At 26.8% G+C, this 24,347-nt stretch carries 24 protein-coding genes and 3 pseudogenes; 11 read left to right on the top strand and 16 right to left on the bottom strand.

Translation table 4 applies throughout. The features are described 5' to 3' along the window. Positions 1-702: 702 nt before the first annotated feature. The gene (locus ACQH23_RS05785) at positions 703-1,008 is read left to right on the top strand and encodes a hypothetical protein (protein WP_425379258.1); all 306 of its coding nucleotides are present in this window, start codon (positions 703-705) and stop codon (positions 1,006-1,008) included. A 13-nt stretch (positions 1,009-1,021) separates the two neighbouring features. On the opposite strand, the gene rnhC is transcribed toward ACQH23_RS05785, so the two are convergent. The 11 genes and pseudogenes from rnhC to ACQH23_RS05840 all read right to left on the bottom strand — a co-directional run bounded on the left by rnhC (position 1,022) and on the right by ACQH23_RS05840 (position 8,106). Then, positions 1,022-1,921 (bottom strand): ribonuclease HIII, encoded by a 900-nt coding sequence (gene rnhC / locus ACQH23_RS05790; protein WP_425379259.1) that lies wholly within the window; start codon positions 1,919-1,921, stop codon positions 1,022-1,024. A gap of 173 nt (positions 1,922-2,094) precedes the next feature. Beyond that, on the bottom strand, positions 2,095-2,736 hold the full coding sequence (locus ACQH23_RS05795) for a transposase (protein ID WP_425379260.1): 642 nt from the start codon (positions 2,734-2,736) through the stop codon (positions 2,095-2,097). Positions 2,737-2,853: 117 nt separating this feature from the next. Then, a pseudogene (locus ACQH23_RS05800) lies at positions 2,854-2,967 on the bottom strand (hypothetical protein); the annotation flags it as partial. 336 nt (positions 2,968-3,303) lie between these two features. Further along, on the bottom strand, positions 3,304-4,056 hold the full coding sequence (nadE, locus tag ACQH23_RS05805; protein ID WP_425379261.1) for an NAD(+) synthase: 753 nt from the start codon (positions 4,054-4,056) through the stop codon (positions 3,304-3,306). Beyond that, the gene (gene obgE / locus ACQH23_RS05810; RefSeq protein ID WP_425379319.1) at positions 4,056-5,360 is read right to left on the bottom strand and encodes a GTPase ObgE; all 1,305 of its coding nucleotides are present in this window, start codon (positions 5,358-5,360) and stop codon (positions 4,056-4,058) included. The genes nadE and obgE overlap by 1 nt, the downstream gene beginning before the upstream one ends. Positions 5,361-5,631: 271 nt before the next feature. Continuing rightward, entirely contained in the window at positions 5,632-6,255 is a 624-nt protein-coding gene (locus tag ACQH23_RS05815; protein ID WP_425379262.1) for a UPF0236 family transposase-like protein, read from the bottom strand. A 24-nt stretch (positions 6,256-6,279) separates the two neighbouring features. Beyond that, complete coding sequence (locus tag ACQH23_RS05820; RefSeq protein WP_425379263.1) at positions 6,280-6,780, bottom strand: hypothetical protein; 501 nt, start codon at positions 6,778-6,780, stop codon at positions 6,280-6,282. 214 nt (positions 6,781-6,994) lie between these two features. Continuing rightward, a complete protein-coding gene (locus ACQH23_RS05825) occupies positions 6,995-7,177 on the bottom strand; it encodes a hypothetical protein (protein ID WP_425377776.1) in 183 nt (60 codons plus the stop codon). Between the two features lie 69 nt (positions 7,178-7,246). Next, positions 7,247-7,582, bottom strand: a complete 336-nt coding sequence (locus tag ACQH23_RS05830) for a hypothetical protein (RefSeq protein WP_425379264.1) — start codon at positions 7,580-7,582, stop codon at positions 7,247-7,249. Positions 7,583-7,603: 21 nt separating this feature from the next. Continuing rightward, a pseudogene (locus ACQH23_RS05835) lies at positions 7,604-7,876 on the bottom strand (hypothetical protein); the annotation flags it as partial. Beyond that, on the bottom strand, positions 7,843-8,106 hold the full coding sequence (locus ACQH23_RS05840; protein ID WP_425379265.1) for a hypothetical protein: 264 nt from the start codon (positions 8,104-8,106) through the stop codon (positions 7,843-7,845). The pseudogene ACQH23_RS05835 and the gene ACQH23_RS05840, both read right to left, overlap by 34 nt. Before the next feature lie 363 nt (positions 8,107-8,469). Here ACQH23_RS05840 and ACQH23_RS05845 point away from each other — a divergent pair, with 363 nt between their 5' ends. The 3 genes from ACQH23_RS05845 to ACQH23_RS05855 are packed head-to-tail and all read left to right on the top strand — an operon-like array spanning position 8,470 to position 14,324. Next, entirely contained in the window at positions 8,470-9,207 is a 738-nt protein-coding gene (locus ACQH23_RS05845; RefSeq protein ID WP_425379266.1) for a hypothetical protein, read from the top strand. 41 nt (positions 9,208-9,248) lie between these two features. Further along, a complete protein-coding gene (locus tag ACQH23_RS05850) occupies positions 9,249-13,352 on the top strand; it encodes an ABC transporter permease (RefSeq protein WP_425379267.1) in 4,104 nt (1,367 codons plus the stop codon). A 12-nt stretch (positions 13,353-13,364) separates the two neighbouring features. Beyond that, complete coding sequence (locus ACQH23_RS05855; protein ID WP_425377605.1) at positions 13,365-14,324, top strand: hypothetical protein; 960 nt, start codon at positions 13,365-13,367, stop codon at positions 14,322-14,324. Between the two features lie 242 nt (positions 14,325-14,566). Here the strand turns inward: ACQH23_RS05855 and ACQH23_RS05860 are convergent, their stop codons facing one another. From ACQH23_RS05860 to ACQH23_RS05870, 3 genes and pseudogenes are all read right to left on the bottom strand, one after another. Then, on the bottom strand, positions 14,567-15,163 hold the full coding sequence (locus ACQH23_RS05860) for a DDE-type integrase/transposase/recombinase (protein ID WP_425377606.1): 597 nt from the start codon (positions 15,161-15,163) through the stop codon (positions 14,567-14,569). 21 nt (positions 15,164-15,184) lie between these two features. Then, positions 15,185-15,457, bottom strand: a pseudogene (locus ACQH23_RS05865) (hypothetical protein); the annotation flags it as partial. Beyond that, a complete protein-coding gene (locus tag ACQH23_RS05870) occupies positions 15,424-15,687 on the bottom strand; it encodes a hypothetical protein (protein WP_425377607.1) in 264 nt (87 codons plus the stop codon). The gene ACQH23_RS05870 and the pseudogene ACQH23_RS05865, both read right to left, overlap by 34 nt. Before the next feature lie 56 nt (positions 15,688-15,743). On the opposite strand from ACQH23_RS05870, the gene ACQH23_RS05875 reads away from it, so the two are divergent. After that, complete coding sequence (locus tag ACQH23_RS05875; RefSeq protein ID WP_425377608.1) at positions 15,744-15,899, top strand: hypothetical protein; 156 nt, start codon at positions 15,744-15,746, stop codon at positions 15,897-15,899. Positions 15,900-15,984: 85 nt separating this feature from the next. Then, positions 15,985-16,710, top strand: a complete 726-nt coding sequence (locus ACQH23_RS05880) for a spiralin lipoprotein (RefSeq protein ID WP_425377609.1) — start codon at positions 15,985-15,987, stop codon at positions 16,708-16,710. A 463-nt stretch (positions 16,711-17,173) separates the two neighbouring features. Here the strand turns inward: ACQH23_RS05880 and ACQH23_RS05885 are convergent, their stop codons facing one another. Both ACQH23_RS05885 and ACQH23_RS05890 read right to left on the bottom strand, forming a co-directional pair. Further along, positions 17,174-18,403 carry a hypothetical protein gene (locus ACQH23_RS05885; protein WP_425377610.1) on the bottom strand — a complete coding sequence of 410 codons (1,230 nt, stop codon included), beginning with the start codon at positions 18,401-18,403 and terminating at the stop codon, positions 17,174-17,176. Positions 18,404-18,581: 178 nt separating this feature from the next. Beyond that, complete coding sequence (locus tag ACQH23_RS05890) at positions 18,582-18,647, bottom strand: hypothetical protein (RefSeq protein ID WP_425379293.1); 66 nt, start codon at positions 18,645-18,647, stop codon at positions 18,582-18,584. Positions 18,648-18,909: 262 nt separating this feature from the next. On the opposite strand from ACQH23_RS05890, the gene ACQH23_RS05895 reads away from it, so the two are divergent. The 5 genes from ACQH23_RS05895 (at position 18,910) to pstB (ending at position 24,338) form a co-directional block, all read left to right on the top strand. After that, a complete protein-coding gene (locus tag ACQH23_RS05895; protein ID WP_425377611.1) occupies positions 18,910-19,068 on the top strand; it encodes a hypothetical protein in 159 nt (52 codons plus the stop codon). Positions 19,069-19,328: 260 nt separating this feature from the next. Continuing rightward, positions 19,329-19,925, top strand: a complete 597-nt coding sequence (locus tag ACQH23_RS05900) for a DDE-type integrase/transposase/recombinase (protein ID WP_425377612.1) — start codon at positions 19,329-19,331, stop codon at positions 19,923-19,925. 191 nt (positions 19,926-20,116) lie between these two features. Next, on the top strand, positions 20,117-21,412 hold the full coding sequence (ptsS, locus tag ACQH23_RS05905) for a phosphate ABC transporter substrate-binding protein (RefSeq protein WP_425377613.1): 1,296 nt from the start codon (positions 20,117-20,119) through the stop codon (positions 21,410-21,412). 41 nt (positions 21,413-21,453) lie between these two features. Continuing rightward, positions 21,454-23,529: a phosphate ABC transporter permease PstA gene (gene pstA / locus ACQH23_RS05910; RefSeq protein WP_425377614.1), complete on the top strand. Its 2,076-nt coding sequence runs from the start codon at positions 21,454-21,456 to the stop codon at positions 23,527-23,529. Next, a complete protein-coding gene (gene pstB, locus ACQH23_RS05915; protein WP_425377615.1) occupies positions 23,529-24,338 on the top strand; it encodes a phosphate ABC transporter ATP-binding protein PstB in 810 nt (269 codons plus the stop codon). The genes pstA and pstB overlap by 1 nt, the downstream gene beginning before the upstream one ends. Positions 24,339-24,347 lie beyond the last annotated feature (9 nt).

Genomic DNA, 24,347 nt, shown 5'->3' on the forward strand with positions numbered 1-24,347 from the left:
ATTTCGTAATAGTTATCTAGCAAAAATTTCGCAACCATTTAAAATTAAAAATGGTGCAGTCTATTATAATTGGTTTTTTCCTTAGTTTATTAATTATATTTAGTGGTTTTTTATGATTATTTTATCAAAAACCAAATAAAATCAAGGTTTTATTAAAATATCAAGAGTTTTCGACAAAATTAAAGAAATTTATAAACAATTAGAAGTGGAAAATCAAGAAGCCTAATTAAACATTTATTTACAGATCGGAAATTATTAATTTATCGGATTATTGGGATTATTTTAATTTTTGCTTTTTTAGTGTCTGATTTTATTTTAGCATTAAAGACCAAAAGTGGCATTTATGGCCAGTTGCCAACTTATGGGCAACGGTTAAGTCATTATTATTCTTATTTTACAACGTAAACAAATTATTTAGTTTTTGTTTACTTTGTTTTTTATTTATTTGCCAAATTGTAAAGTTAAGTGCAACTAAATTATCTTTCTAACCAAATATTCGATTGGCGAAAGATAATTTAGTTGCACTTAACTTTACAATTTGGCAAATATTAAACAGCATCGTCAGTTAGATCGTAAAGGGAAGATCGCGATGATTTTAACAATTGTAATCGCGATTTTTAATATTATTTTTTAAGCGTTATATTATCTTTATCGCGATGTTTGATCAAAAATCTTAAATTATCCTTATCAAAAAGAATTTTTTTGTCTTTTAACATTATTATTACTATTTTTAATATTATTAACTTAGTTTTTGTAATTTTAGGATTAAAATACTTTTATTGATCACGAATTGTCGTCGGTTTTTGTTCAATTGCCTTAGTGTGCTTTAATTTAATTTTAATTCTTGTGCCGGTGTTTGATATTGCCACCGCAACATTATGTTTAAATAATCATAAATATTCCAAAACCGACTTAGCCGCTTATTTAGCGAAACATAAACAGCCCCTTAAATACAAAGCTAAAATAATCTCTAATGACAGCATTACTTTTGATGAAAATGAAAAATAATCCTTTCCAAGGATTATTTTTTTGTTAAATTAAAATGCTCTTTTAAAAACTGATTATACGTAATGGCAGGCATTGTTGCTTTGTAGTTTCGGGCCACCGTCTTAACTGTTTCACTAGCTCCTAATGGGAAGGAAAGGTGGTGTTTCGATTCTAGTTCTTGTATTTTGATTAGAAAGGTTGCACGACTTAAAATGGCACTACAAGCAATGACTAATGATTTTTCCTCTCCTTTGGTAATGAAAACAAGATTATCTTTAATCACTGGCTTTGTGTGTTGCAAATATTCAAAGTATTTTGTTTGATTAACAAATTGATCAATAAATATTGTTTTATTAGTTAGGTTATATTTTGCTAATAATTGTACCAAAGCTTGATTATGACCTAAAGCTTTAATAACATGGGCATTTTGGTATTTATCATATCATTTATTATAAAGTTCATTATTAATAATAATCGTAGCGCTTTTAACTAATTTTTTAATTGTTGGTGCTAAGGTTAAAATTTGTTGATTTGTCATTTTTTTACTATCCTTAATTGGCAAGGTTGCTAACTGGTCAAAAGTGGCCAAAGGTAGATAAGAAGCGGTGACAACAAACGGACCAAAAATGTCGCCAACACCAACTTCATCATTACCAATCACATCTTTTTGAAAATAATTTATTGAGATAACATTTTCTTTCTTTTTCTTTGGCAAAGAACTTGTTAATGTTGGAAAAAACCGCTGGGCTTCTTTTTCGGCATGATAACCCTGGAATAAAACACTATTGGTTTTATAAATTGTAATTGTAATACCGTTTTTGTTAAAAACATTAACTTTATTAAGATCGGTATTGTTGATAGTATAAGCTTGATAAGCAGTATTAATTGCTTCAATAATTTTGGAATCAACTTTTTTGAAACTAATATTATTCATATAAAGGCCCCCATTATTTTCTTTTACAAAATTAAGATTATTATATCGTTTTTCCTCCTTTTTTAAAATATTTCTTTAATTTTGTCGAAAACTCTTGATAAAGTAAAAAAAATCATCAATATGACAATTTGAAAACGAATTTGGTGGAAGATTATTATTGTTCTTTAACTTTTTTAGATGTTAAAATATAATACCGTTGCTTGTTGGTTTGGTGTTAAACCTTTGTGTTGGTATTTTCATTTTCAGAGATTTAAATAATTTTGAATGTTAGTGAACCCTAAATCATGATAATGAATTAAAGATTCTTTAAGACTTGCTTGTAATTTACTAATTTTATTTAATTTTCGATAACTGGCATCAGGATTTGTCCTAGTTTTAGTGGCATATAAAGTAGAACTTTTTTGTTTTGCTACTAATAAATATAATGGTTGCATATCAGAAATAATAATGGAATTTTTGTTAATTAATTTTGTATTCATATTTTTAATAATTCACTGTTTTTGTAATCGTTTGGTGTTAGTGGATTGAACAAAAATATTATTATTAGTATCAACCGCCATTTGAATACAACATTTAGTGTTAGTGGAAAATGGATCAAGATGAGTTTTTCGTTTATCAAATTTATTTTTAAAATTACCTTTATTGATTTCTTTAATAAATGTTTCATCGATTTGTATTTGGCCATTTAATTTTTTAAATTTTAATTGAGTATTTTCTAATTGTTTTGATTGCATTAATTTTTGACGATTATATCAAGCTGTTTTGGGTGTTGTTTTAATAAAACGGGAAATTACTTTACTAGATTGTCCTAACAATGAAATTTGAATTAATAAATTTCATTGTTCATAATTTAAATGACTTCAATAAGTAAAATGATGACGAAAAGCATCAAAACTATCCCGACATTTTTTGCATAAATATTTTTGTTTTCCTTCGGGATTATGGCCATTTTTAACACAATGATAAGATTTGCAATTAGGACATTTAATACCTTTATCTCTAAATTTTTGATCAATTTCATTTAAGCGTTTTTGTTTTTTGATTAATTATGCTTCTTTTTTAACTTTTTCATAAAATTCTAAAAATTGATCATCTGTTAAACTATTTATTAATTCTGCAAGTATTTTTTCCATCAATTATTTACTTCTCTTTATATTAAAAATATACCTAATTTTAGATATATTTTATAAATATCAAGATTTTTCTACAAAATTAAAGTTGGTTTGTAATTTTTTAATTTTATGATATGATCTAATTAATTAGAAAAGATAAATTTGTTTTTTTCTTGATTATTTTTGTTTTAATAGATAAATATTTATTAGAATAAGATATCACCAACCGAATAATTTATTCCCTCTTACAATTAATATTGTAAAACCATTTTAATCTTTGATACCAGATATTAACGAACTAAAAACAGATGGCGGTGCTTTTGGCAAATGGCGTTTGTGTTCAGATCTTTGATGTAATTGTTTAATTCTTTGACCAATAGGTCCCGGAACGGCTTTTCCTTGTAAAAAATGGTCTAATTGTTGGTATGTAACTCCCATTTCTTTTTCATCGATTTGATTATCTCACAATCCGGCTGTTGGTGGACGGGTAATAATTTGAGATGGCACTCCCAATAATTGCGCTGCTTGTTGCACTTCTGATTTTAACAAATGAATAATCGGAACTAAGTCAGCCGCACCATCCCCATATTTCGTAAAATATCCTACAAATCATTCATCGGCATTATCGGTTCCCAACACCATATAATTATGACTTTGCGCTAATGCATATAATGTTGTCATTCGCAATCGTGGTTTAATATTGCTTAATGCCAACTGATGGCTTTTAAAACCTAAAGATGCCACTAAATTATCATAAGTCGATGTTAAATCAACAATATGACTATTTAATTGGTGATGATTAATTAATAGTTGGGCACATTCTTGATCAAATTGGTCAGAATGACAAGGAATCATAACTGTTAAATGATGGTCAGGAAAAGCTTGCTGCGCTAATAAACTAACAACAGCAGAATCAATCCCTCCTGATAAGCCAACAATAACCCCCTCACATTGGGTTATTGTTACTTCTGTTTTAATTCATTTTACTAAATAACTTAAATATTGCTTTAAATCTTGCATCATTATCCATCCCACTCTAATTCGTAATCAAAAATCCGAACAGTATCTCCTGCTTTGGCCCCTTTTGCCCGTAATATTTCAAAAACTTTTAAATCTTGTAATTTTTTATTAAATAATAATAAGTTATCATAAGTTGTAATTGGCGTTTTATGATAGGCCTTATAAACAGCATCCCCTGATACTTTTCAAATCTCATTTCCAAGATTAACAACTTCAACTTCTGTTTCAAGTAGATTGTTATAAGTATATACTTTATAATCCTCTGCTTCAACTAATAGTTCATCTAATTGTCATAATGCTTTATTATCTTTAATTTTTGTCAGCATTGTGCCAATTTCGTTTACTAACAACGATAAATTTTGTTGCATTAAACCACTAACTCCAATAATTTTGGCATCTGGCATTTGAGCTTTAAACTTAACTAAATTTTCGGTTGCTATTTCAAGATCCATTTTATTTGCCACAATAATCTCTGGTCGTAATTCTAATTTATAATTATAATTTTTTAATTCAGTTTTAACACTTAAATAATTTTGATAAACATCTTCGATTCCATAATTTCCGGACATATCTAACACATGGACAATTAATTTACAACGTTCAATATGGCGTAAAAAATCATGCCCTAACCCCTTCCCCGCGGCAGCTCCAGCAATTAAACCTGGTAAATCAGCCACAACAAAAGTATTTTGGTTTTGGTCCCGAACAGCTCCTAACTGTGGGGTTAATGTTGTAAATGGATAATCATCAATTTGTGGTTTTGCTTTGGAAATTTTTGCTAATAAAGTTGATTTCCCTACATTTGGTAAACCAACTAAACCAACATCAGCTAAAACTTTTAATTCACAACGAATCTCCACTGTTTCACCTAAATCACCTGCTTCAAAGATTGTTGACGCTTTATTTTTTGCATTTGCAAATCGAGCATTTCCCCGCCCTCCTTGACCACCTTTCGCTAAGACATGTTCTTGTTGATTAGTTGTAGTATCAGCAATAATTTCATTTGTTTGATTATTATATATTAAAGTACCCAATGGGACTCTAATATATTTATTAGAAGCATTTTTACCATGCATATTTTTAATTGTTCCATTTTCACCATCAGCAGCTTTAATTTCACGTTGATATTTTAAATCTAATAAGGTATTCATTCCTTCATCACCAACGAAAATAATGCTGCCTCCATCACCGCCATCACCACCAGAAGGACCACCTTTTGGGACATACAATTCACGATGAAAAGCGACGGCCCCATCGCCACCTTTTCCCGCAAATAACTTAATTGTTGCAACATCAATAAATTTCATCATATATCCTTTTCTAACTATGTTATAATTATTAACCTTTACAATTAAAATTCCTATTCAAGAATTAATTTTAAGCAAACATTGCCTTGTTCATCACAATTAAATCTAGAATGAACAACATTAAGAATAGTTTTTTTTATTAATTTTCAAATAATTCTTATATTTGGACATACTATATTATATCAAAATTTAAGGAATTTAATATTACAGTTTACTTTTAATTTTGTCGGTAGCGTGTAAAATGTTGGGGAAAAGTTTTCAGCATTAAGTTCTAATAATAATTATAAACTATTTTCTTTAAAAGAGTTTTAGTATTTGATAATGTAGAAGCGGTGAATATTGGTAAGTTATATTGTTTAACTTCTGGATTATTCATCTTTTTAAATATTCATCTTCAAGTAATTTGTTCATTTTTTACTTGAAGATTTTTAATTTCTGTTAGTTCTTGAAAGGGATTAATCCCATTAGCTGTCAATTGTTTTAATAACATTACTTTGTAAATCGTTTTTTCATTAAATATTTTTGGTTTTGAACGAAACATTACTTTAATAATTCGAGCAATATAACTTTCAATGCGACAACCAATATTTTCTTGATATTCTCATTTTTGAATTGCTCCATAGTATGTTCTTAAATAATTAGATATTTCTTGTAACTTTCCTTTCGCTTCTTCGGTTTTAACAAGCTGATAAGCTCATTCAAGGTATTTTGTAACCTTGTTTCAGTTTAATTTTAGAATTGCTTTTCTAATTTTATTAAATAAATAACGTTTATAATATCGTGGACCACGGAGACAATTTTTAATTTTTTTAATAACATGGAAACGATCAATGATAAATTCAACATTGATGTGTTTTTCAACCGTTGAAATATATTGTGCACCATCACCAAGCACAATAATTTTAGCTGTCTCGGGTGATTAATAATTTAAGTTAATAAATTCTTTAATTCCTTGTCAGTATTTTTTAGAGTTAATTTTTTTAACTTCATTAGTCATTGTTACTAGAAATTTGACATTATGCATTGTTTTTCGTATTGTTTTAGGATCTTTATAACCAGTATGAAAGACGGTTAAACGGATTCTTTTCTTAATTTTTAATCGTTTTTTGATTTGATAACTAATGGCATTGCGATATGCTTCATCGGTTTCAATATAAATAACCCCATCATGTTTTAGTTTTGTATCTGGTTTATCTAGCATTAGTTCTAACAAATGTTTAATATCAAACCGTTTAATAAGGTTAAAAATTGTTTTTTTTGTTATGTTAGCATTCCGATACATATTACAAATATCTTGATAACTAAAATTTATGCCTAATTTGCTGATTATTTCTAACGAAAAATCATAATCAAGTCGCTGATAACTTTCAATCCCTAATTGAATATCAAGTAAAAAGACCGTTTTTGGTTTTTTTGCCACTTGAAATTATTGTTTTAAGATATATTTTCGTCGTTTAAAAGTAACTTCATCATTACGAAAAACCAAAGTTCGTTGATAAAATCCTTTTGGAATATAACGTGCTTTGCGTCAGTCCTTATTAAAAATATAGTTATCAATATATTCAAAAATATTTTTAAATAGTATTCAAGCTTCAGTAGACTGCTCCCTGTTTAGTAATTATTAATAAAAAGGTTTACAAACTTTCATTTATTATATCTTTTTCTTTTTGGTTTGAATATCATTTATTTCATTTTTTAACATCATTAATATATTCATTATGAGATTTATAATTTTTATTATGGATTGTTCCTTTTTTAAGTAATGAATGAAAACTTTCAATAATAATGTTGTCTGCACAATGATAATTTTTACCCATTGAAATTATAATTTTGTTATCTAAACATTTACTATTATAATCTTTAGATGTATATTGATATCCGTGATCTTAATGAATTATTGTTTTATTTAGATCTTTTTTTATTTTTTTAATTGCAGCATTTAAATTATCAATTACAAGTTTGTTATTATTAAATTTTGATCATTTTACATCAATAATTTCTTTAGTATATCCATCAATTATTGTTGATTGATAATGTTTTTTACCATTTCAAATTAAATAAGTTACATCAGTAAATAAAATTGAAAATCTTTCTTTAATATCATTAAAATTACGATTTACTAAATCAGGATATTTAATTATATTTTTATTTCTATTTTGTTTTATTAATATTTTTCTACGCATACGCTTTACATATTCAGCTTGAATATTATTTTCTTTCATAATTCGTAATACTTTCTTAGCATTATAAACAATGCCATAATCTTCTTTTAAATATTTGGTAATTCGACGATAACCAAATTGTTTTAAATTTTCTTCATAGACTTTTACAATATTCTTTAATGGTTCACTATCCTTACCATTACTTGAATAATTTTTATATTTATCTCAATAACTACGCTTTAAATTTGTTACATCAAGTAATAAATTTAGTGGATATTTATTAATGTTTTCTTTGATAAAAAATACAATTTTTCTCTTATTTAATTGTAAAAGTCATGAAGCTTTTTTAATAATTCATACCTAACTTTGTAATAGTTTAAATCTCTTTTTTCAAATGATTCTTTTGGACCTTTATTGATGTTTAAAATTCTTTTCTTAAAATTTTCATACCATGAAGCAACAGTTTTTTTATTAATTGCATATTTTTTTGCAATAAAACTTATACTATTATTTTTAACCTCTTGTCCTATCATTTTTCGAAAATCTGCTGTATATTTATTAAATTTTTGTCCTTTTCTTGCCATATAAAAATGCACCTCCTTTAAAAGTTTAGCAAAGACTTTTTTTCTTTACTTACTTTTTTGGGTGTGCAGTCTACAGAACTAATTTCATTGTTTAAATAGGATAATAGTGCTGTAATAGGGATATTGGGGCTAATTTAATTAATTAAATTAATAAAAGAGTTATTATTTTCGTTTAAAAACTCTTGGATTCTAGTTATAATATTCATAGGATAGTTTTCTTTCTAATTTTTTTCAAACTTAATTATACTGAAAACTTTCTTTTTTATTTTCCCCAACTTTGGCAACGCAATCATTTTTCTAAAAAATTAAAGAAGCATTTACATTAATTTAGAAATAATGTTATAATGATATGAGCAAAATATAATGAAAGATATTAAGGTGATGGTAATGAAAATATCTGTTTTGAAAAAATATCAAAAATTTATTAATATTTTCTTTATTATTTTTATTGGTTATATTTTATTTAAGTCATTTTTTTCAATTATTAATATTGCTGATAATTATAGTTTTGTAAATATTACATTAAATTTATTTTATCTTGTTTGAACTAGTTTTATTTTTCTTTTTTGTATGGGAATTTTAGTTAATTTTAAGCAAATGAAAAAAACAACAATCTTATCCTGAAAATTAATTTTATTTTCTAATTGACAAACTATTATTTTATGACTTTGTAATATTCTCTTAATTTCATATATCTTATTTTTTAGTAATACTTCAATAATTTATCAATTGCAAAATATAATTGTATATAAAGCAATATCTTATTTTTTAGTTATTTTATGTTATGTTTTTAATTATGCAATTTTTACAATTGGTTTTATCACCATGTTAATATTATTTTGTTTATATATTGGTTATTTAAAAAAGATTAATGATGTCATTCCTTCTAGCTATTATATGTTTAGTAAAAGTACTTTAACTAATATTGTGTTTTGACAACACCATCAGTTAACAATCTCAATTTTAGCCATAATTTGTCGAAATTTTAAATTAAACCAATGATTTATTGAAATAATTAGTATTATTGATAATCTTCGTAAAATAGAATTGTTAACACAATTTAAGAAACAAACAACCCCACCCAATTTTATTTTTAACTAAATTCAAATAATAATAATAAAAAAAAGAAAGAGGGTGGCAAAATGCCAGGTTTTAAGTTATTATTTAAAAACAATTTCAAAAACACGGTTAAAAATAAAATTCAATTTATTGGCTTAGTTGTCTTAGTATTTTTAACTAGTTTTATTTTTACAATTATTGAAGTTTCAAAACAACGAGTAGATAATAACTACAATAGTTTTATTTCTGAGCAACAAAGTAATCAACATGATTTTGTTGTTAGTTTTAATGAAACTACTTATGTTAAAAATCCAAATGTAAAACCTAACCAGTTTGAAAAAATTACCGATAATGCCTTACGTCAAAATGCAATGTTGGAATTTATTAAACAAAAATTAAGTAATCAAAAAGAAAACTTTAACTATAATCGTATTGAGGCACGAACATTTACCTTAGGGAATAATAAAATTATTAAAGCAGTAACATTAAATTTTTCTCAAGAAATTGATAAGTTTATTGTAGCGAATGGAATGCCATTGAATTTTTATATGGAATATTTATCATCAATTAGGCAAGAAACAATGCATTGAATTTATTTAACTCCCGAGTTTGCGCGAAAAAATAAGATTAAGATTAATGATATTGTGCGATTACAATCGGATCGATATGGAACTACCATTAAAGTTGTCGATAGTGAATTGGAAAATGTTGATTTAAGTTCATATCAAAAAGAAGATATTAATAAATGATTGCCACATTCCCTTTATAAAAAAGAAAATTGATTTCGCGTAGTCGGTTTTGGCCAATCAGCGGATTATGTTACCCCAATTATTGATGCATCGCATCCATTTCCAAATATGCGAGACGAAGAGATTGCTTATTTAGATCCACGGTTATTTGGTTTAGTTGAAGAAACGGTGGAAGACACAGATGGTAACCAGTATCTGGTAACAAAGTTAGATTTAACAAAACAAGTTTTAATTCTGGAAAGTCAATTAGAACGAGAAGTTTATTATGTTGGTAAATTCCAACAAACAAAAGTTGATCAAACTCGCAGTGTCTATAGTAAAACAATAAATAATTATTTAAATAGTGATCAAGGTGAGTATATTGGTTTACAAGGTTATTATGTGAAAACATTATCAACGGGAATTCCCGTTGTTACTTTTCGAACTGATAATAGTTATGAGTTTGCGAAACGAATCACATACTTTACTTCAACATTAAATGCTTTTATTAGTGCTTCGTATATTTTAATTATCATTTTATTAATTATTTCATTTTTTGTCTTAATTTTAGTTGTTCGTCGGCAAATTGATGCAACCGGATCCCAAAATGGTTTATTACGAGCATTGGGATATAGTCGTCGTGTTTTAACCCTTAGTTATATTTCCTATCCATTAATGATTGCTTTGATTGGTGGAATCGTTGGCTATGGAACCGGAATTAGTGGTCAATTTACTGTTAAATATTTATTTGGTTCTTATTTTAATCTACCATATGGTAATTTTGTGTTTGCTCCGTTAGCATTAGTAACTTGTGTCTTATTTATTTTTGCCTTGTTAACTTGTGTAACGATGATTAGTGGCACAATTATGATGGTTTCACGAACACCATTACAATTGATTCAAAAAGAAAAAACAGTGTTAAATGGCCGTTTTAAAAAAGTTGTTTATAAAATGTTTGCAATTCGAAAAACATTTGATGCTTTTTTTCAAGCAGTTCAATTATCTAATTCAATCGGAAAAATGGTTGGAGTATCATTAACAATGATTATTAGTACCATAATGATTACGATGTCGACATCAATTCCAATTATTTTACAGAATAATATTCGTTATTCATATGAAGGTGATAATTATCAAACATTGGTTAAATACAATAGTCCAGTTTATAATTTACCAACAACTTTTTTAAAGACATATGATCCAACGCAAAAACCATGAGATAGTAATAATAGTTTGCTAGCTAATACAAATATGACCAAAGATAGTAACCAATATTTGCTTGATTTATTAACAGGGCAAATTAACCCAGAAAATTTTGCCCCAACATATCAAGCAGAAGATATACGTTCGTTATTATATCGTAATATTTCAAAAGAATTTTTGCAAAGTAATAAATTAACTTCAAGTCATCCTGGTTTAGCAAAAGCAATTTGTACGACAACATGAAGTGATTATAATGATTTTGTTTTAAATCTTTTAACAAAATCAACAATTGAAGAATATTTGCGAACAACAGAAACTGCTCGTGAGCATATTAATGATTTAGAAAAATATCGTTTATTTTATTGAAAATATCGCGAAACAGTTAGTCTAAATATTAAACGAGAACCGTATTTTGATGCAAGGGGTAATTTAAATTTAGACGATAAAAACGCGCAGTTAAAAGATAATATTTTTACGCAAAGTGATTATCAACGCGATTTTGGTCAAGGAGGACCATCAATTATCTTAGCAAATAATCATTTTCGTCCCGCATTAGAGCAACCATTGTCAAAATCTTTTTATGATGTCTTAGATTCAGCAACTGGAAAAGAGTTTAATACGCGGTTAAAAAAACCAATGTATGATTTGTACAATTGAATTTATGCTTATTTTGTTGAAAATGTTAATCAATGTTTTATTCAAGGAGTGTATTCACGTTCACCACAAACAGTTCGCATAAAAATTCAAGAAGCCTTTAATCAACAGAACAGTAATTTCAATTTAGGCTTTGGCGTTGTTCCATTTAATCCCTTAACAGATGATCGGGGAACAATGATTCATGCCGAAACAAATGGGATTAAATTTGAAATTTATGGAATTAATCAAACCTTTAAAAATCAAGCATTAATTAATAAAGATCAAGAACTTTTAAACGAAAAATTATTTGCTCCAAGTGACAATATTATTTTAAATGAAACTTTAGCGAAGCGGTTAAATGTTACAGTTGGCGATCAAATTTATCCTAATCTGATTCAGAAAGTCTTAGTTGCGGCGGACCAGAAAGTTACCACAGATCAAATTTTACAAAGTTGAGGTGCTAGTAATGTTAATGGCTATGATGCGAAAGCACAAGGACGTGTTGGGAAATTAATGTTTAGTGGTGATAATAAATATAAAAATAAGGTTTTAAAAAATGCAGATAGTGAAAATGTCTTAGAAAGTAATCTTGATGCGCTTGATCCTAATTTTACCCAACCAACAATTTTAAACTATAAAATTGTTAACGGTAATTATCGGGTAAGTAATCAAAATTATAATCAATCATTTACGATTGTTGGAATTACTAATCAATATGGTTCACCATGGGCTTGAATTAATGAAAATCGCGCGCAAGAATTATTAGAATATGATAAAACACGAAACTATTTATTACACTTATTTTTAAATGAATGAACAGATTCTTTTATCAAGAATAATTTATCTGAGGAAAATAAAAAAAGTTTAGCCTTATTAGAGGATTTTATTAGAGCTCATCCTGTTACTAAACCAGATGAAAATGATTTATGAAAAAACTTTGTTGCTTATTGAACAACACAACAAAGCGCAGTTGATTGAATTGCAGTGTTTGAAAATACATATCCAATTTTTAATTATAAAATTTCGAATAGTGCTAAAATTGATGATATTGAGACCGGATTAGGAACAAGTCAATTATTTGGTGACTATAGTTTTTATGGATTAAATGGGGGTATTAGAAACGACATTGCTTATCCACCATACGCAGCAAATAGTCCTTTTAGTAGCTTAATGCCAATTACACAGGCTCAAGCAATTTTAGGTAATATTTCAAAAGCCATTAATGGTATTGTCTTCTTTATTATTGGAATTTCTTTTGTCCTAAGTTTTATGATTATTATTTTAACAAGTAATATTGTTATTGCAGAGAATCAGACAATTATTGCAACAATGAAAGTATTAGGGTATCGTAACCGGTATATTACAAAACTAGTTATTGGAATGTATATTCCGATTATTGTAATAATGACCATTATCGGATTTGGTTTTGGATGGTTATTCTTAATTATTTCAAACATGATTTTAATTCGGATTGGCATTGTTTTACCACTATTTATCAATATTATTATTCCAATTATTGCAATTGGTAGTGGGTTATTACTATACTTTATTGCATATTTAATTAGCTGGTTTAATATGAACCGGATTAATCCATTAATTGCAATTATGAATGCGGATTAAGGAGGGAATAAAATGAAGAAATTATTAGCAGTGATGGGAGTTGGTCTCGTAACATTTGGATTAACAATGACATTAGTTAGTTGTAATAAAAATGATAATTGAAATAGTATTCCAGTTGATCCGCCGATATTACCTGTTGAAGTAATTGGTTTTGCAGGAATTAATTTTAAAACAATTAATCCGCAGAATAATAAACAAACAACCCCAGACCTATTAGATCAGTTAGCACAATTGTTTATAGGAACACAATGAAAATTTGAACAATTAACAAAAAATTATAAATTTAATAATCAAACAAAACCAGTTGCACAAATTGATTTATATCGTAATGGGCAATATGAATTAAATTTTAATTATGGAACAAGTGCCAATACTATTAAAATTAATAAAACAGTAATGAGTTCAAATCATCTTACTGATAAAGTAAAAAGTACTGATTTAGGGAAAATTACTGATTCTCGTCCCAAAACAATTTTAATTGCCATTATTTTTAACAATATGCAACTTATTTCAGAATTAAATAAGTTTGGTGATTTTTTTATTGGAGAACAAGTGCCAGAGATTTGAAATGAACAGATTGAAACAATCGCTAACATTGAAGTTAATGCTGATCAAACGGGGGTAACTTTAAAGACAGGCAAAGATACTTGGTCCAAAGATGATAATCCAGCAACAGATTATTATGGTTCAGTTAATGTTCATTTTTCAGTTGTAACTCCGCCACCCCCAGCAGTAAAAGAAGATTTAGGGAAAATGGAATTAAAAACAAGTTTAGGAAAATTACCAAAAGTGACAATTTTACAAGTAATGATGATGTTCATTAGTGTTAACTTTGTTAGTCAGTTAGATCGGTTAAGTGCTTTGTTAAATGATTTATATTTAGATATTAATCCCGACCAAAAAGGGGGAAGAATTACGACATATGCTAAATCAGATTATTATACTGGTGAAGTTAACATAACTTTTAGTTAATTTTTAAAACCGCTTAAAGATCGGTTTTTTAATTTGTAAAATTATTTACTTTAATTATTATTAATGGCAATTTATTATTTATTTTAATTATTTTTAATAAATAGTTTTCTTCTTTAATTTTGCTTTAATTTTGTAGAAAACTCTTGATAAAATAAAAAAATCATTAAAAATAATAAATATATAAATAAAAATCCTAAAATTCAATAGACTGCACCCTGTTTAGTAAGTATTAATAAAAAGGTTTACAAACTTTCATTTATTATATCTTTTTCTTTTTGGTTTGAATATCATTTATTTCATTTTTTAACATCATTAATATATTCATTATGAGATTTATAATTTTTATTATGGATTGTTCCTTTTTTAAGTAATGAATGAAAACTTTCAATAATAATGTTGTCTGCACAATGATAATTTTTACCCATTGAAATTATAATTTTGTTATCTAAACATTTACTATTATAATCTTTAGATGTATATTGATATCCGTGATCTGAATGAATTATTGTTTTATTTAGATCTTTTTTTATTTTTTTAATTTTATTAATTGCAGCATTTAAATTATCAATTACAAGTTTGTTATTATTAAATTTTGATCATTTTACATCAATAATTTCTTTAGTATATCCATCAATTATTGTTGATTGATAATGTTTTTTACCATTTCAAATTAAATAAGTTACATCAGTAAATAAAATTGAAAATCTTTCTTTAATATCATTAAAATTACGATTTACTAAATCAGGATATTTAATTATATTTTTATTTCTATTTTGTTTTATTAATATTTTTCTACGCATACGCTTTACATATTCAGCTTGAATATTATTTTCTTTCATAATTCGTAATACTTTCTTAGCATTATAAACAATGCCATAATCTTCTTTTAAATATTTGGTAATTCGACGATAACCAAATTGTTTTAAATTTTCTTCATAGACTTTTACAATATTCTTTAATGATTCGCTATCCTTACCATTACTTGAATAATTTTTATATTTATCTCAATAACTACGCTTTAAATTTGTTACATCAAGTAATAAATTTAGTGGATATTTATTAATGTTTTCTTTGATAAAAAATACAATTTTTCTTTTATTTAATTGTAAAAGTCATGAAGCTTTTTTAGTAATTCATACCTAACTTTGTAATAGTTTAAATCTCTTTTTTTAAATGGTTCTTTTGGACCTTTATTGGTGTTTAAAATTCCTTTCTTAAAATTTTCATACCATGAAGCAACAGTTTTTTTATTAATTGCATATTTTTTTGCAATAAAACTTATACTATTATTTTTAACCTCTTGTCCTATCCTTTTTCGAAAATCTGCTGTATATTTATTAAATTTTTGTCCTTTTCTTGCCATATAAAAATGCACCTCCTTTAAAGTTTAGCAAAGACTTTTTTTCTTTACTTACTTTTTTGGGTGCAGTCTATAGAATTTCGCTTGGAAAATATTTTTTTTGAGAAATATTATTGTTTTTTGGAAAAAAATATTGTACACTTGTTTCTATAAGAGAAAGAAAATTTAAAAATATAAATTATATAAAAGTAGGATTAGAAGCAAATAATTATTAATGTTACTTTTCTCTTATATATTAATGTAATTTTTAATTACATTTGCTTTATCAAAACACTACTTACCAGAAAGGAAATATAAGAAATGAAGAAACTTTTAGCATTCTTAGGAGCTTTTGGAATGTCATCATTTGCAACAACACCTTTAGTAGCATGTAATAAAATTGAAAGTAACAACTTATCAAGAATTAAAACAATTGCAGCACCTGCAAGTGTAACAGCATCAAATAAAAAGCAAGTTACAGTTGAAGAAGTTAAAGCAGCATTAAAGGACAATGTTTTAAAAGCTGTTCAAGGTGTTGTTAAAACTACAACAAGTACTAATTTTGTTTTTGATGTTTACAAAGATAACAAAGGGACAAAATATGAACCAGTTAATTTAAAAACTACAGCACAACCTGTTTTTGTTCAAATTACTTCAGCTAAAGATAAAACAGTTGTAATTGGTAAATCAGGATATATTAAAGTAATTTTACCAAAAGAGATGGTACAAGTAACAAAAGCAGATATTAAAGATGTAACAGTTGCTGTGCAAGAAGTAAAAATTAAATTTAAAAAACCTGATAGTGTTACAAAACCAGAATTAGACGACGCAGTTAATACTAATGAAACACTTGTAAAAGCAATTTTAAATGCATTGAAAAAAAAAGTTACCGGTGTAACTGATGACGAATATACAATTACTAATGATGGTACCGAAGGCGACTATACAGCAGCAAAAAACATTAATGTAACTGTTAAAACAAAAGAAAGTTCAGCAAATATTACTGGTAAATTTACCTTTACAGTAAAAGTAATACCGAGCGCATAAAATATTCGGTTGGTGGGAATTTTCCAAAAACTAAGAAAAAGACAGAAATAAAATTCTGTCTTTTTTAATTAGGTTAAAATTGTCGTTAATCTTGCTTAGTTTAAGAAAATAACAGCAAAACCAACCGAATAAAACTCTCCTACTTGGAATGTCGTAAAACCAAGAAAGTGAGGATAAATAATAGACTTCTTTCGATACCTGATTATTTATGCTTAAAAAGCAATTAAAATTTTTAAAAATGCTTATTTTTAAGTTTAATTTAATTTTTTTTATTTGTAATTTTTTTTATTTTTGTTAGTATCGCAAGAAGTCTAATATATTTAGAAACCACATACATTTTGTACTTTTGGTATTTACATTTTTAAAATATTAATAAAATCAATTTTTTAAAAATGTAAATACCAAAAGTACAAAATGTATGTGGTTTCTAAATATTTGAAAGTCCACATAAATATGGTCCAACTTATTGTAACCTATCCATCCAAATATATTTACAATTCAGGAAAAGAAAACTAAAATTAAAAAGTAACATTCCAATGATAATACTGTAAATAATAATATAAGTTAATATATTTGCATAAAAATTGATCATAATTGGCATAATAATGATACTTAATAATAAATTAAAGATAGCATGGCTAAAGACATGTTCAATCATTAATCCTAATGTTAAATGTTCAGAACCAACTAAATTAATAATATTATTTTTTTGAATTCGACTTAAATGTCCTAAACAACACCCAATTAAAAATTGACTACCCCCTCCAATTGTTAAGTATAAAGTATATGATAACTGAGTTTGGAACGGAAAATAGGCAATTGTTAATCCTAATAGTAAGCCAATTGCGATGATAGCAATCGTAGTGTTACAAATAATTTGTTGTTTAATATTTTGATTTGTTTTAATTAAATATCCAAATAGATAACTTAACTTACGAATAACATATAAACTACCAATTATGATGATTATCATTGGCATATTATTTTTATTAAAAACTAAAATTGGTAAAATATAACCCAAAAGTTCATTAATACTATATAAAAAACTTGATGAATATAAATAACTTCAAAATTGTTTATTTTTTCGCAACATTTTTCAACTAGCCGGATTAATTTTAAAGGTAATTTTTTCTGTTTGTAAATTATGGTTAAAAAAAATTAAACTAAAATTAATTAATGTAAACAAACTAAAATATGCTTGTAAGGTAATTTTAGCTGCTAAGTCTTTTAAAAAGTATTGTAATAAAAATGGAATTATAATTGTTACAACACTCCCCATAATAAAATAAAGACTAGGGTTTGTTTTTAAATGATGTTCACGAGCATAACTCCGGATAATTTCCATTGAGAAGGGAACCATTCCAGCAACAAACATTCCTGTGCAAAAAAGCAACAGGGGATAAAAATAAATAATTAAATTATTATCAAAAAAATTAGTAGTCATTAATAATGATAGAAAAATAAATAGAAAAAAACTATTAATTTGAAGAATAAAAGTATTACTTTTTTTCTTTTTAACTTTTGCTCATAACGGGGTAAAAAAGAACATTGCAATTGGAATTAATAAGAATAATCAAATTTTTGTTGCACCAAATTTGTCAAAAATTTGAAATGGAATAAATGAAAATAATGCTCCCATTAAAATCCCTTGAATGATCATTATTATTTTTCAATTTCGTAATGTATTTGTCATTTTTATTATCACATCCTTTTTTTGTTATTTCATCTTAATTATATTATTATTTTTTCAGAAAGAATATGAGCCAAAGTTTATCATTAGGCGTTGTGTACCATGAACCGACAAAAAACAGTTCTTGTGAGATTGTTTTTTTATTTTTACCTTGGATTGGCAACCCTTTTTAGGACACTTTTTATATGGACTGTTGTTTTCTAAATTCAACAGGTGTTAAATAATTTAAACTACCGTGAATTCGAATATTGTTATATCAATAGGATTCTTGCGATACCGGTTTTTCTTATTAAGAATATTTCTATAAAATAGACTTCTTGCAATACCTTATTATTTATGCTTAAAAAGCAATTAAAATTTTTAAAAATGATTATTTTAAAGTTTAATTTAATTTTTTTATTTGTAATTTTTTTTATTAGCCAAATTGTAAAGTTAAGTGCAACTAAATTATTTTTCTAACCAAATATTCGATTGGCGAAAGATAATTTAGTTGCACTTAACTTTACAATTTGGCTAATAAAAAAATAGTTGCTTCATGGTATGAAAATTTTAAGAAAGGGATTTTAAACACCAATAAAGGTCCAAAAGAATCATTTGAAAAAAGAGATTTAAACTATTACAAAGTTAGGTATGAATTACTAAAAAAGCTTCATGACTTTTACAATTAAATAAAAGAAAAATTGTATTTTTTATCAAAGAAAACATTAATAAATATCCACTAAATTTATTACTTGATATAACAGATTTAAAGCGTAGTTATTGAGATAAATATAAAAATTATTCAAGTACTGGTAAGGATAGTGAACCATTAAAGAATATTGTAAAAGTCTATGAAGAAAATTTAAAACAATTTGGTTATCGTCGAATTACCAAATATTTAAAAGAAGATTATGGCATTGTTTATAATGCTAAGAAAGTATTACGAATTATGAAAGAAAATAATATTCAAGCTGAATATGTAAAGCGTATGCGTAGAAAAATATTAATAAAACAAAATAGAAATAAAAATATAATTAAATATCCTTATTTAGTAAATCGTAATTTTAATGATATTAAAGAAAGATTTTCAATTTTATTTACTGATGTAACTTATTTAATTTGAAATGGTAAAAAACATTATCAATCAACAATAATTGATGGATATACTAAAGAAATTATTGATGTAAAATGATCAAAATTTAATAATAACAAACTTGTAATTGATAATTTAAATGCTGCAATTAATAAAATTAAAAAAATAAAAAAAGATCTAAATAAAACAATAATTCATTCAGATCACGGATATCAATATACATCTAAAGATTATAATAGTAAATGTTTAGATAACAAAATTATAATTTCAATGGGTAAAAATTATCATTGTGCAGACAACATTATTATTGAAAGTTTTCATTCATTACTTAAAAAAGGAACAATCCATAATAAAAATTATAAATCTCATAATGAATATATTAATGATGTTAAAAAATGAAATAAATGATATTCAAACCAAAAAGAAAAAGATATAATAAATGAAAGTTTGTAAACCTTTTTATTAATACTTACTAAACAGGGTGCAGTCTACTATTTAGCAAAGACTTTTTTTCTTTACTTACTTTTTTGGGTGCAGTCTAGTTCCTATTCTATCTTATGCTTTTTTATTTTTTTTGATACAATTAATGTAAACAAAGTTGAATAGGGTAAAAACATATATTACAGCAGGAGGAAAATTAACTAATGAAGCCAAACGAATCTACTAAAGTTGTTGGTGAAAAGAATAATTTTTTTAAGCGTTTAGTAGGAGAGATTAGTCACCATAAAATGATTACTTTAATTTGTTTAGTTTTAGTCTTAGTAATATCAATTATTATTTGATCAATTGCGGCTGTGAATAATGTAATTGTTGCTGGTGGAAGTACATCAGTAGCCCAAATAATGGCAAATGTTAGGGAACAATATAAACGTGATCATAAAGAAGATGTCTTATATAATTCATTAGGGAGTGCTGCTGCGCGGGTTGGTGTTACAAATCGTAGTTATGCTTTTGGTTTTTTATCAAAAGATATTCCTTCAACCCCACAACCAGGCGATAATCGGGGTAATGCTCGACAATTATGAGAAGATGAACGGATTGAACGGTTCGTTATTGCTCGTGATTATATTGTTTTGATTTATCATTTACCAGTTGATTGTGAAATTAAACCAGAACAAGAATCACTACAGTTTAAAAGTTTTGATGGTGGAGAAGGAACAAAATTGATTCGTCAAATTTATACTAACCGCAATTTTACTTGACAAGATGCTTTTGGCGAGCAATTAGTTTGTTCTACTGGTAATGAAAATAAATTCTATACTTTAACTCGTGAATCTGGTAGTGGAACAAGAGATTTCTTTGAATCAAAAGTAATTCAAAGCAAAAACCACGAGACAAACCAAGTTGCATCATCAAACGGTTCAATGTACCAAGCAATTGCAACAGTCCCAGGTTCAATTGGTTATATTTCTTTTTCATATATTCGTGAAATCATTAATAATGAAAATTTAGGAAAAAAAGCATTTGCTAGTGTTATTGGTAATAAAACAACAAAACCAGAACTACCGTATAAAATTATTGATAATAATTATGAATTTAATCCTGCTTATTCGTTAACAAGACCTTTTACTGGAATTATTAATTATCAAGGCAAGCAATTTGGTAGAGTCTTAGCTTTTATTGCTTGAATGTTAGATCCATTGCCGTATTCAAAAACAAAACCAAAATTACGGAATGGTGATGATAATCCATACTATGTTCCAACATTTAAATTAACGGAACATGATGCCGCATATTGATATATAAAAGAAGGGGGAGAACCATTAACATTTGATGATATTTTATTCCGAAAGTACAATAATAATACAACTTTTGCCAAAAGTGGACAAAAAAATGATGATGAAAAAGTGCCTTGAAATTTTAATCCAGATTATAAAAGTCTTTGAGATATTATTGTCGAAAGATTTTCTGAAAAATATCAGTTATATCGTGGATATTAATATAATGAAATGGAGAATTAATAATGGAGAAGAAAGAAGTCATGAAAAAGGATAAACAACCTCTTTCAAAAAAATTACAAATGTGTAAAGTTCGTTTTACCAATAATTTTGGGGGACGAAAACAAATTATTGATTTTATTTCAAAAATTGTGATTTATTGTTTTGCCATTTTAACAATCTTAATTTTATTAACCTTAGTTGGCTTTATTATTTATAAATCAGTTTATTTTTTCCAAAACTATCCAGGCGGTTTTTGAGGATTTTTATCTGGACAAACTTGAAATGCTAATAATAGTCAATTTGGGATTTGACGGATTGTTATTGCAACATTTTTTGTGCTGTTAATTGCTTTATTATTTGCAATTTCTTTAACAATTTTTTCTTCATTATATATTTCAGAATATTTAAGACCAAACATTAAACGTAAGGTTATTGCGATTATTCAATTATTAGCGGGGATTCCTTCGGTTGCTTTTGGGTTATTTGCCTTAGCAATTTTAGGGCCATTATTTATGTGAATGGGAGCACCAGCGACCTCAAACTTATTGGTAACCTCAATTACGTTAGTTTTTATGGCGTTACCAATTATGATTTCATTATCAATTAATGCGTTAGAAAATGTCCCGGCTTCTTATCGATTTGGTTCATTAGCCTTAGGATTAAGTAAAACACACACTACTTATTGAATTGTTTTACGCTCAGCTTGATTTAAAATTATTACTGCGATTATGATGGGGGTCGCGCGTATTATAGGGGAAACAATGGCTGTTATGATGATTGCCGGAAATGCGCCAGATGGGTTAAAACTTGGCAATGGTTTTATTAATTTTATTTTTTCTTCAATTGCAACATTAGCATCAACAATTGGATTAGAAATGTTAGAAAATTATGGACCAATGCATGAATCAGCTTTGTATGCAATTGGGTTAGTATTATTTATTATTGTTTGTGTCATTAATATTTTTATTATTTCTTCGCAAGCATTTCATAATCGAAAACGAAATTATCATACTCGTAAGACAACAAAAGATTTACGATTAAGTAAATCATATAATGCCAATAAAATTAATAAATTATTTTATCAACGAATTGAAAAAACAAGAGGAATTAAAAAGTTTAAGGATGGAATTGGAATGTTTTTTTTAATTTCTTCAACGATAATTGTGGTATCCTTTACATTAGTTATTTTGGCCACAATTATTTGAAAAGGATTATTTGGCATGATATGAAGTGATTTAATTTCCACTTCAACATTTGATGACGGGGCTGGAATTCTTGCTGCTTTTATAGTTACTTTATTGTTAGTAATTTGTGCGATGATCTTTGCAATTCCATTATCCTTAATGGTTTCAATTTATTTAAATGAATATGCGCGACCAAGTAGTTTTTTTGCTAGAATAGTACGTTTTGCAATTGATGTTTTATCATCAACACCAAGTATTATTTATGGAACATTTGGATTAGCCTTCTTTATCGGTGTTTGTCATTTACCATTATCCATCCTAAGTTCTGGTTTAACATTAACGATTGTTATTTTACCAATTATGATTCGTAGTATTGAAGATGCTTTAACCGGCGTGGAAGATTCGCTTCGGAATGCTTCATTAGCCCTAGGAGCTAATAAAACATCAACAACAATTAAAGTTGTGTTACCAAATGCAATGCCAGGCATTATTACCGCTATTATTTTAGCAATTGGTCGGGTTATTGGTGAGTCAGCCCCAGTTTATTTAACCTTAGGAACAGCGGTTCGTTTACCAATTGCTGGCTTTATGTCACCAGGAGCAAGTATGACAACACAAATTTTAATGTTGTCAAAAGAAGGAGCGACAGCCGGGGCAATGCGAATTATGTTTGAATTAGCATTTGCAATTATGGTTTTAATTTGATTATCAAATACGTTAGCTTATATTATTGGCAAGAAATTTGCGCCAAATTATGTTACAATAGAATTTAAGCAAAAGTGAAAAATTCGAATCAATAATTTAAAATTTTTCTTTTGAAAAGAAAACTTCTTGCATAAAAAGCAGCATTGACATAATTTTTGAAAGAAATTTGTACCAAAGAAAAAGCAACGTCATCCGAAAAACAAAGTAGATAAGAAGGGAGAAAAATAATGGATCCAAAAATAATTATTAAAAATCCGACATTTGACTCATCAGATAATAATCCTGATTTAATTAAAGTAAAACATGTTGACTTTTTTTACAAAGGAAACAAACAAGCCCTTTTTAATATCTCAATGAAAATTAAAGAACATACGGTGACGGCTTTTATTGGTTCATCAGGATCAGGGAAATCAACAGTGTTACGATTATTTAATCGAATGAACGATGTTGAACCAAAGTCTGTTATTAGAGGTGAAATTTTAATTAATGAAAAAAATATTTATAGTCCTGAAACAGATGTTGTTAAATTACGAACTGATATTGGAATGGTGTTTCAGAAACCGTCGCCATTTCCAATGTCAATTTATGACAATGTTGCCTATGGTCCTCGTAACCAAGGAATTCGTGACCGTAAATTAGTTAATAGCCTTGTTGTAGAAAGTTTAAAGCGCGCAGCATTATGAGATGAAGTAAAAGATAATTTACGTGATTCAGCGTTTGCCTTGTCCGGGGGACAACAACAACGATTATGTATTGCCCGAGCAATTGCGATGAAACCAAAAATTTTATTAATGGATGAGCCAACCAGTGCTTTAGATCCTATTTCAACATCAAAGATTGAAGAATTAATTACGCATTTAAAAAAAGATTTTACGATTATTTTAGTGACCCATCATATGCAACAAGCAGCACGGGTTGCTGATTATACTGCTTTTTTTGCAAAAGGAAAGTTAATTGAATATAATAAAACTAAAATTATTTTTTCTCGTCCGGCTAATAAAAAAACAGAAGATTATATTACTGGTCGATTTGAATAATAATGAGCG

Origin of the sequence: Spiroplasma endosymbiont of Polydrusus pterygomalis (genome assembly GCF_964030635.1) — a bacterium.
In the GTDB taxonomy this organism is placed as follows: Bacteria; Bacillota_I; Bacilli_A; order Mycoplasmatales; family Mycoplasmataceae; genus Spiroplasma.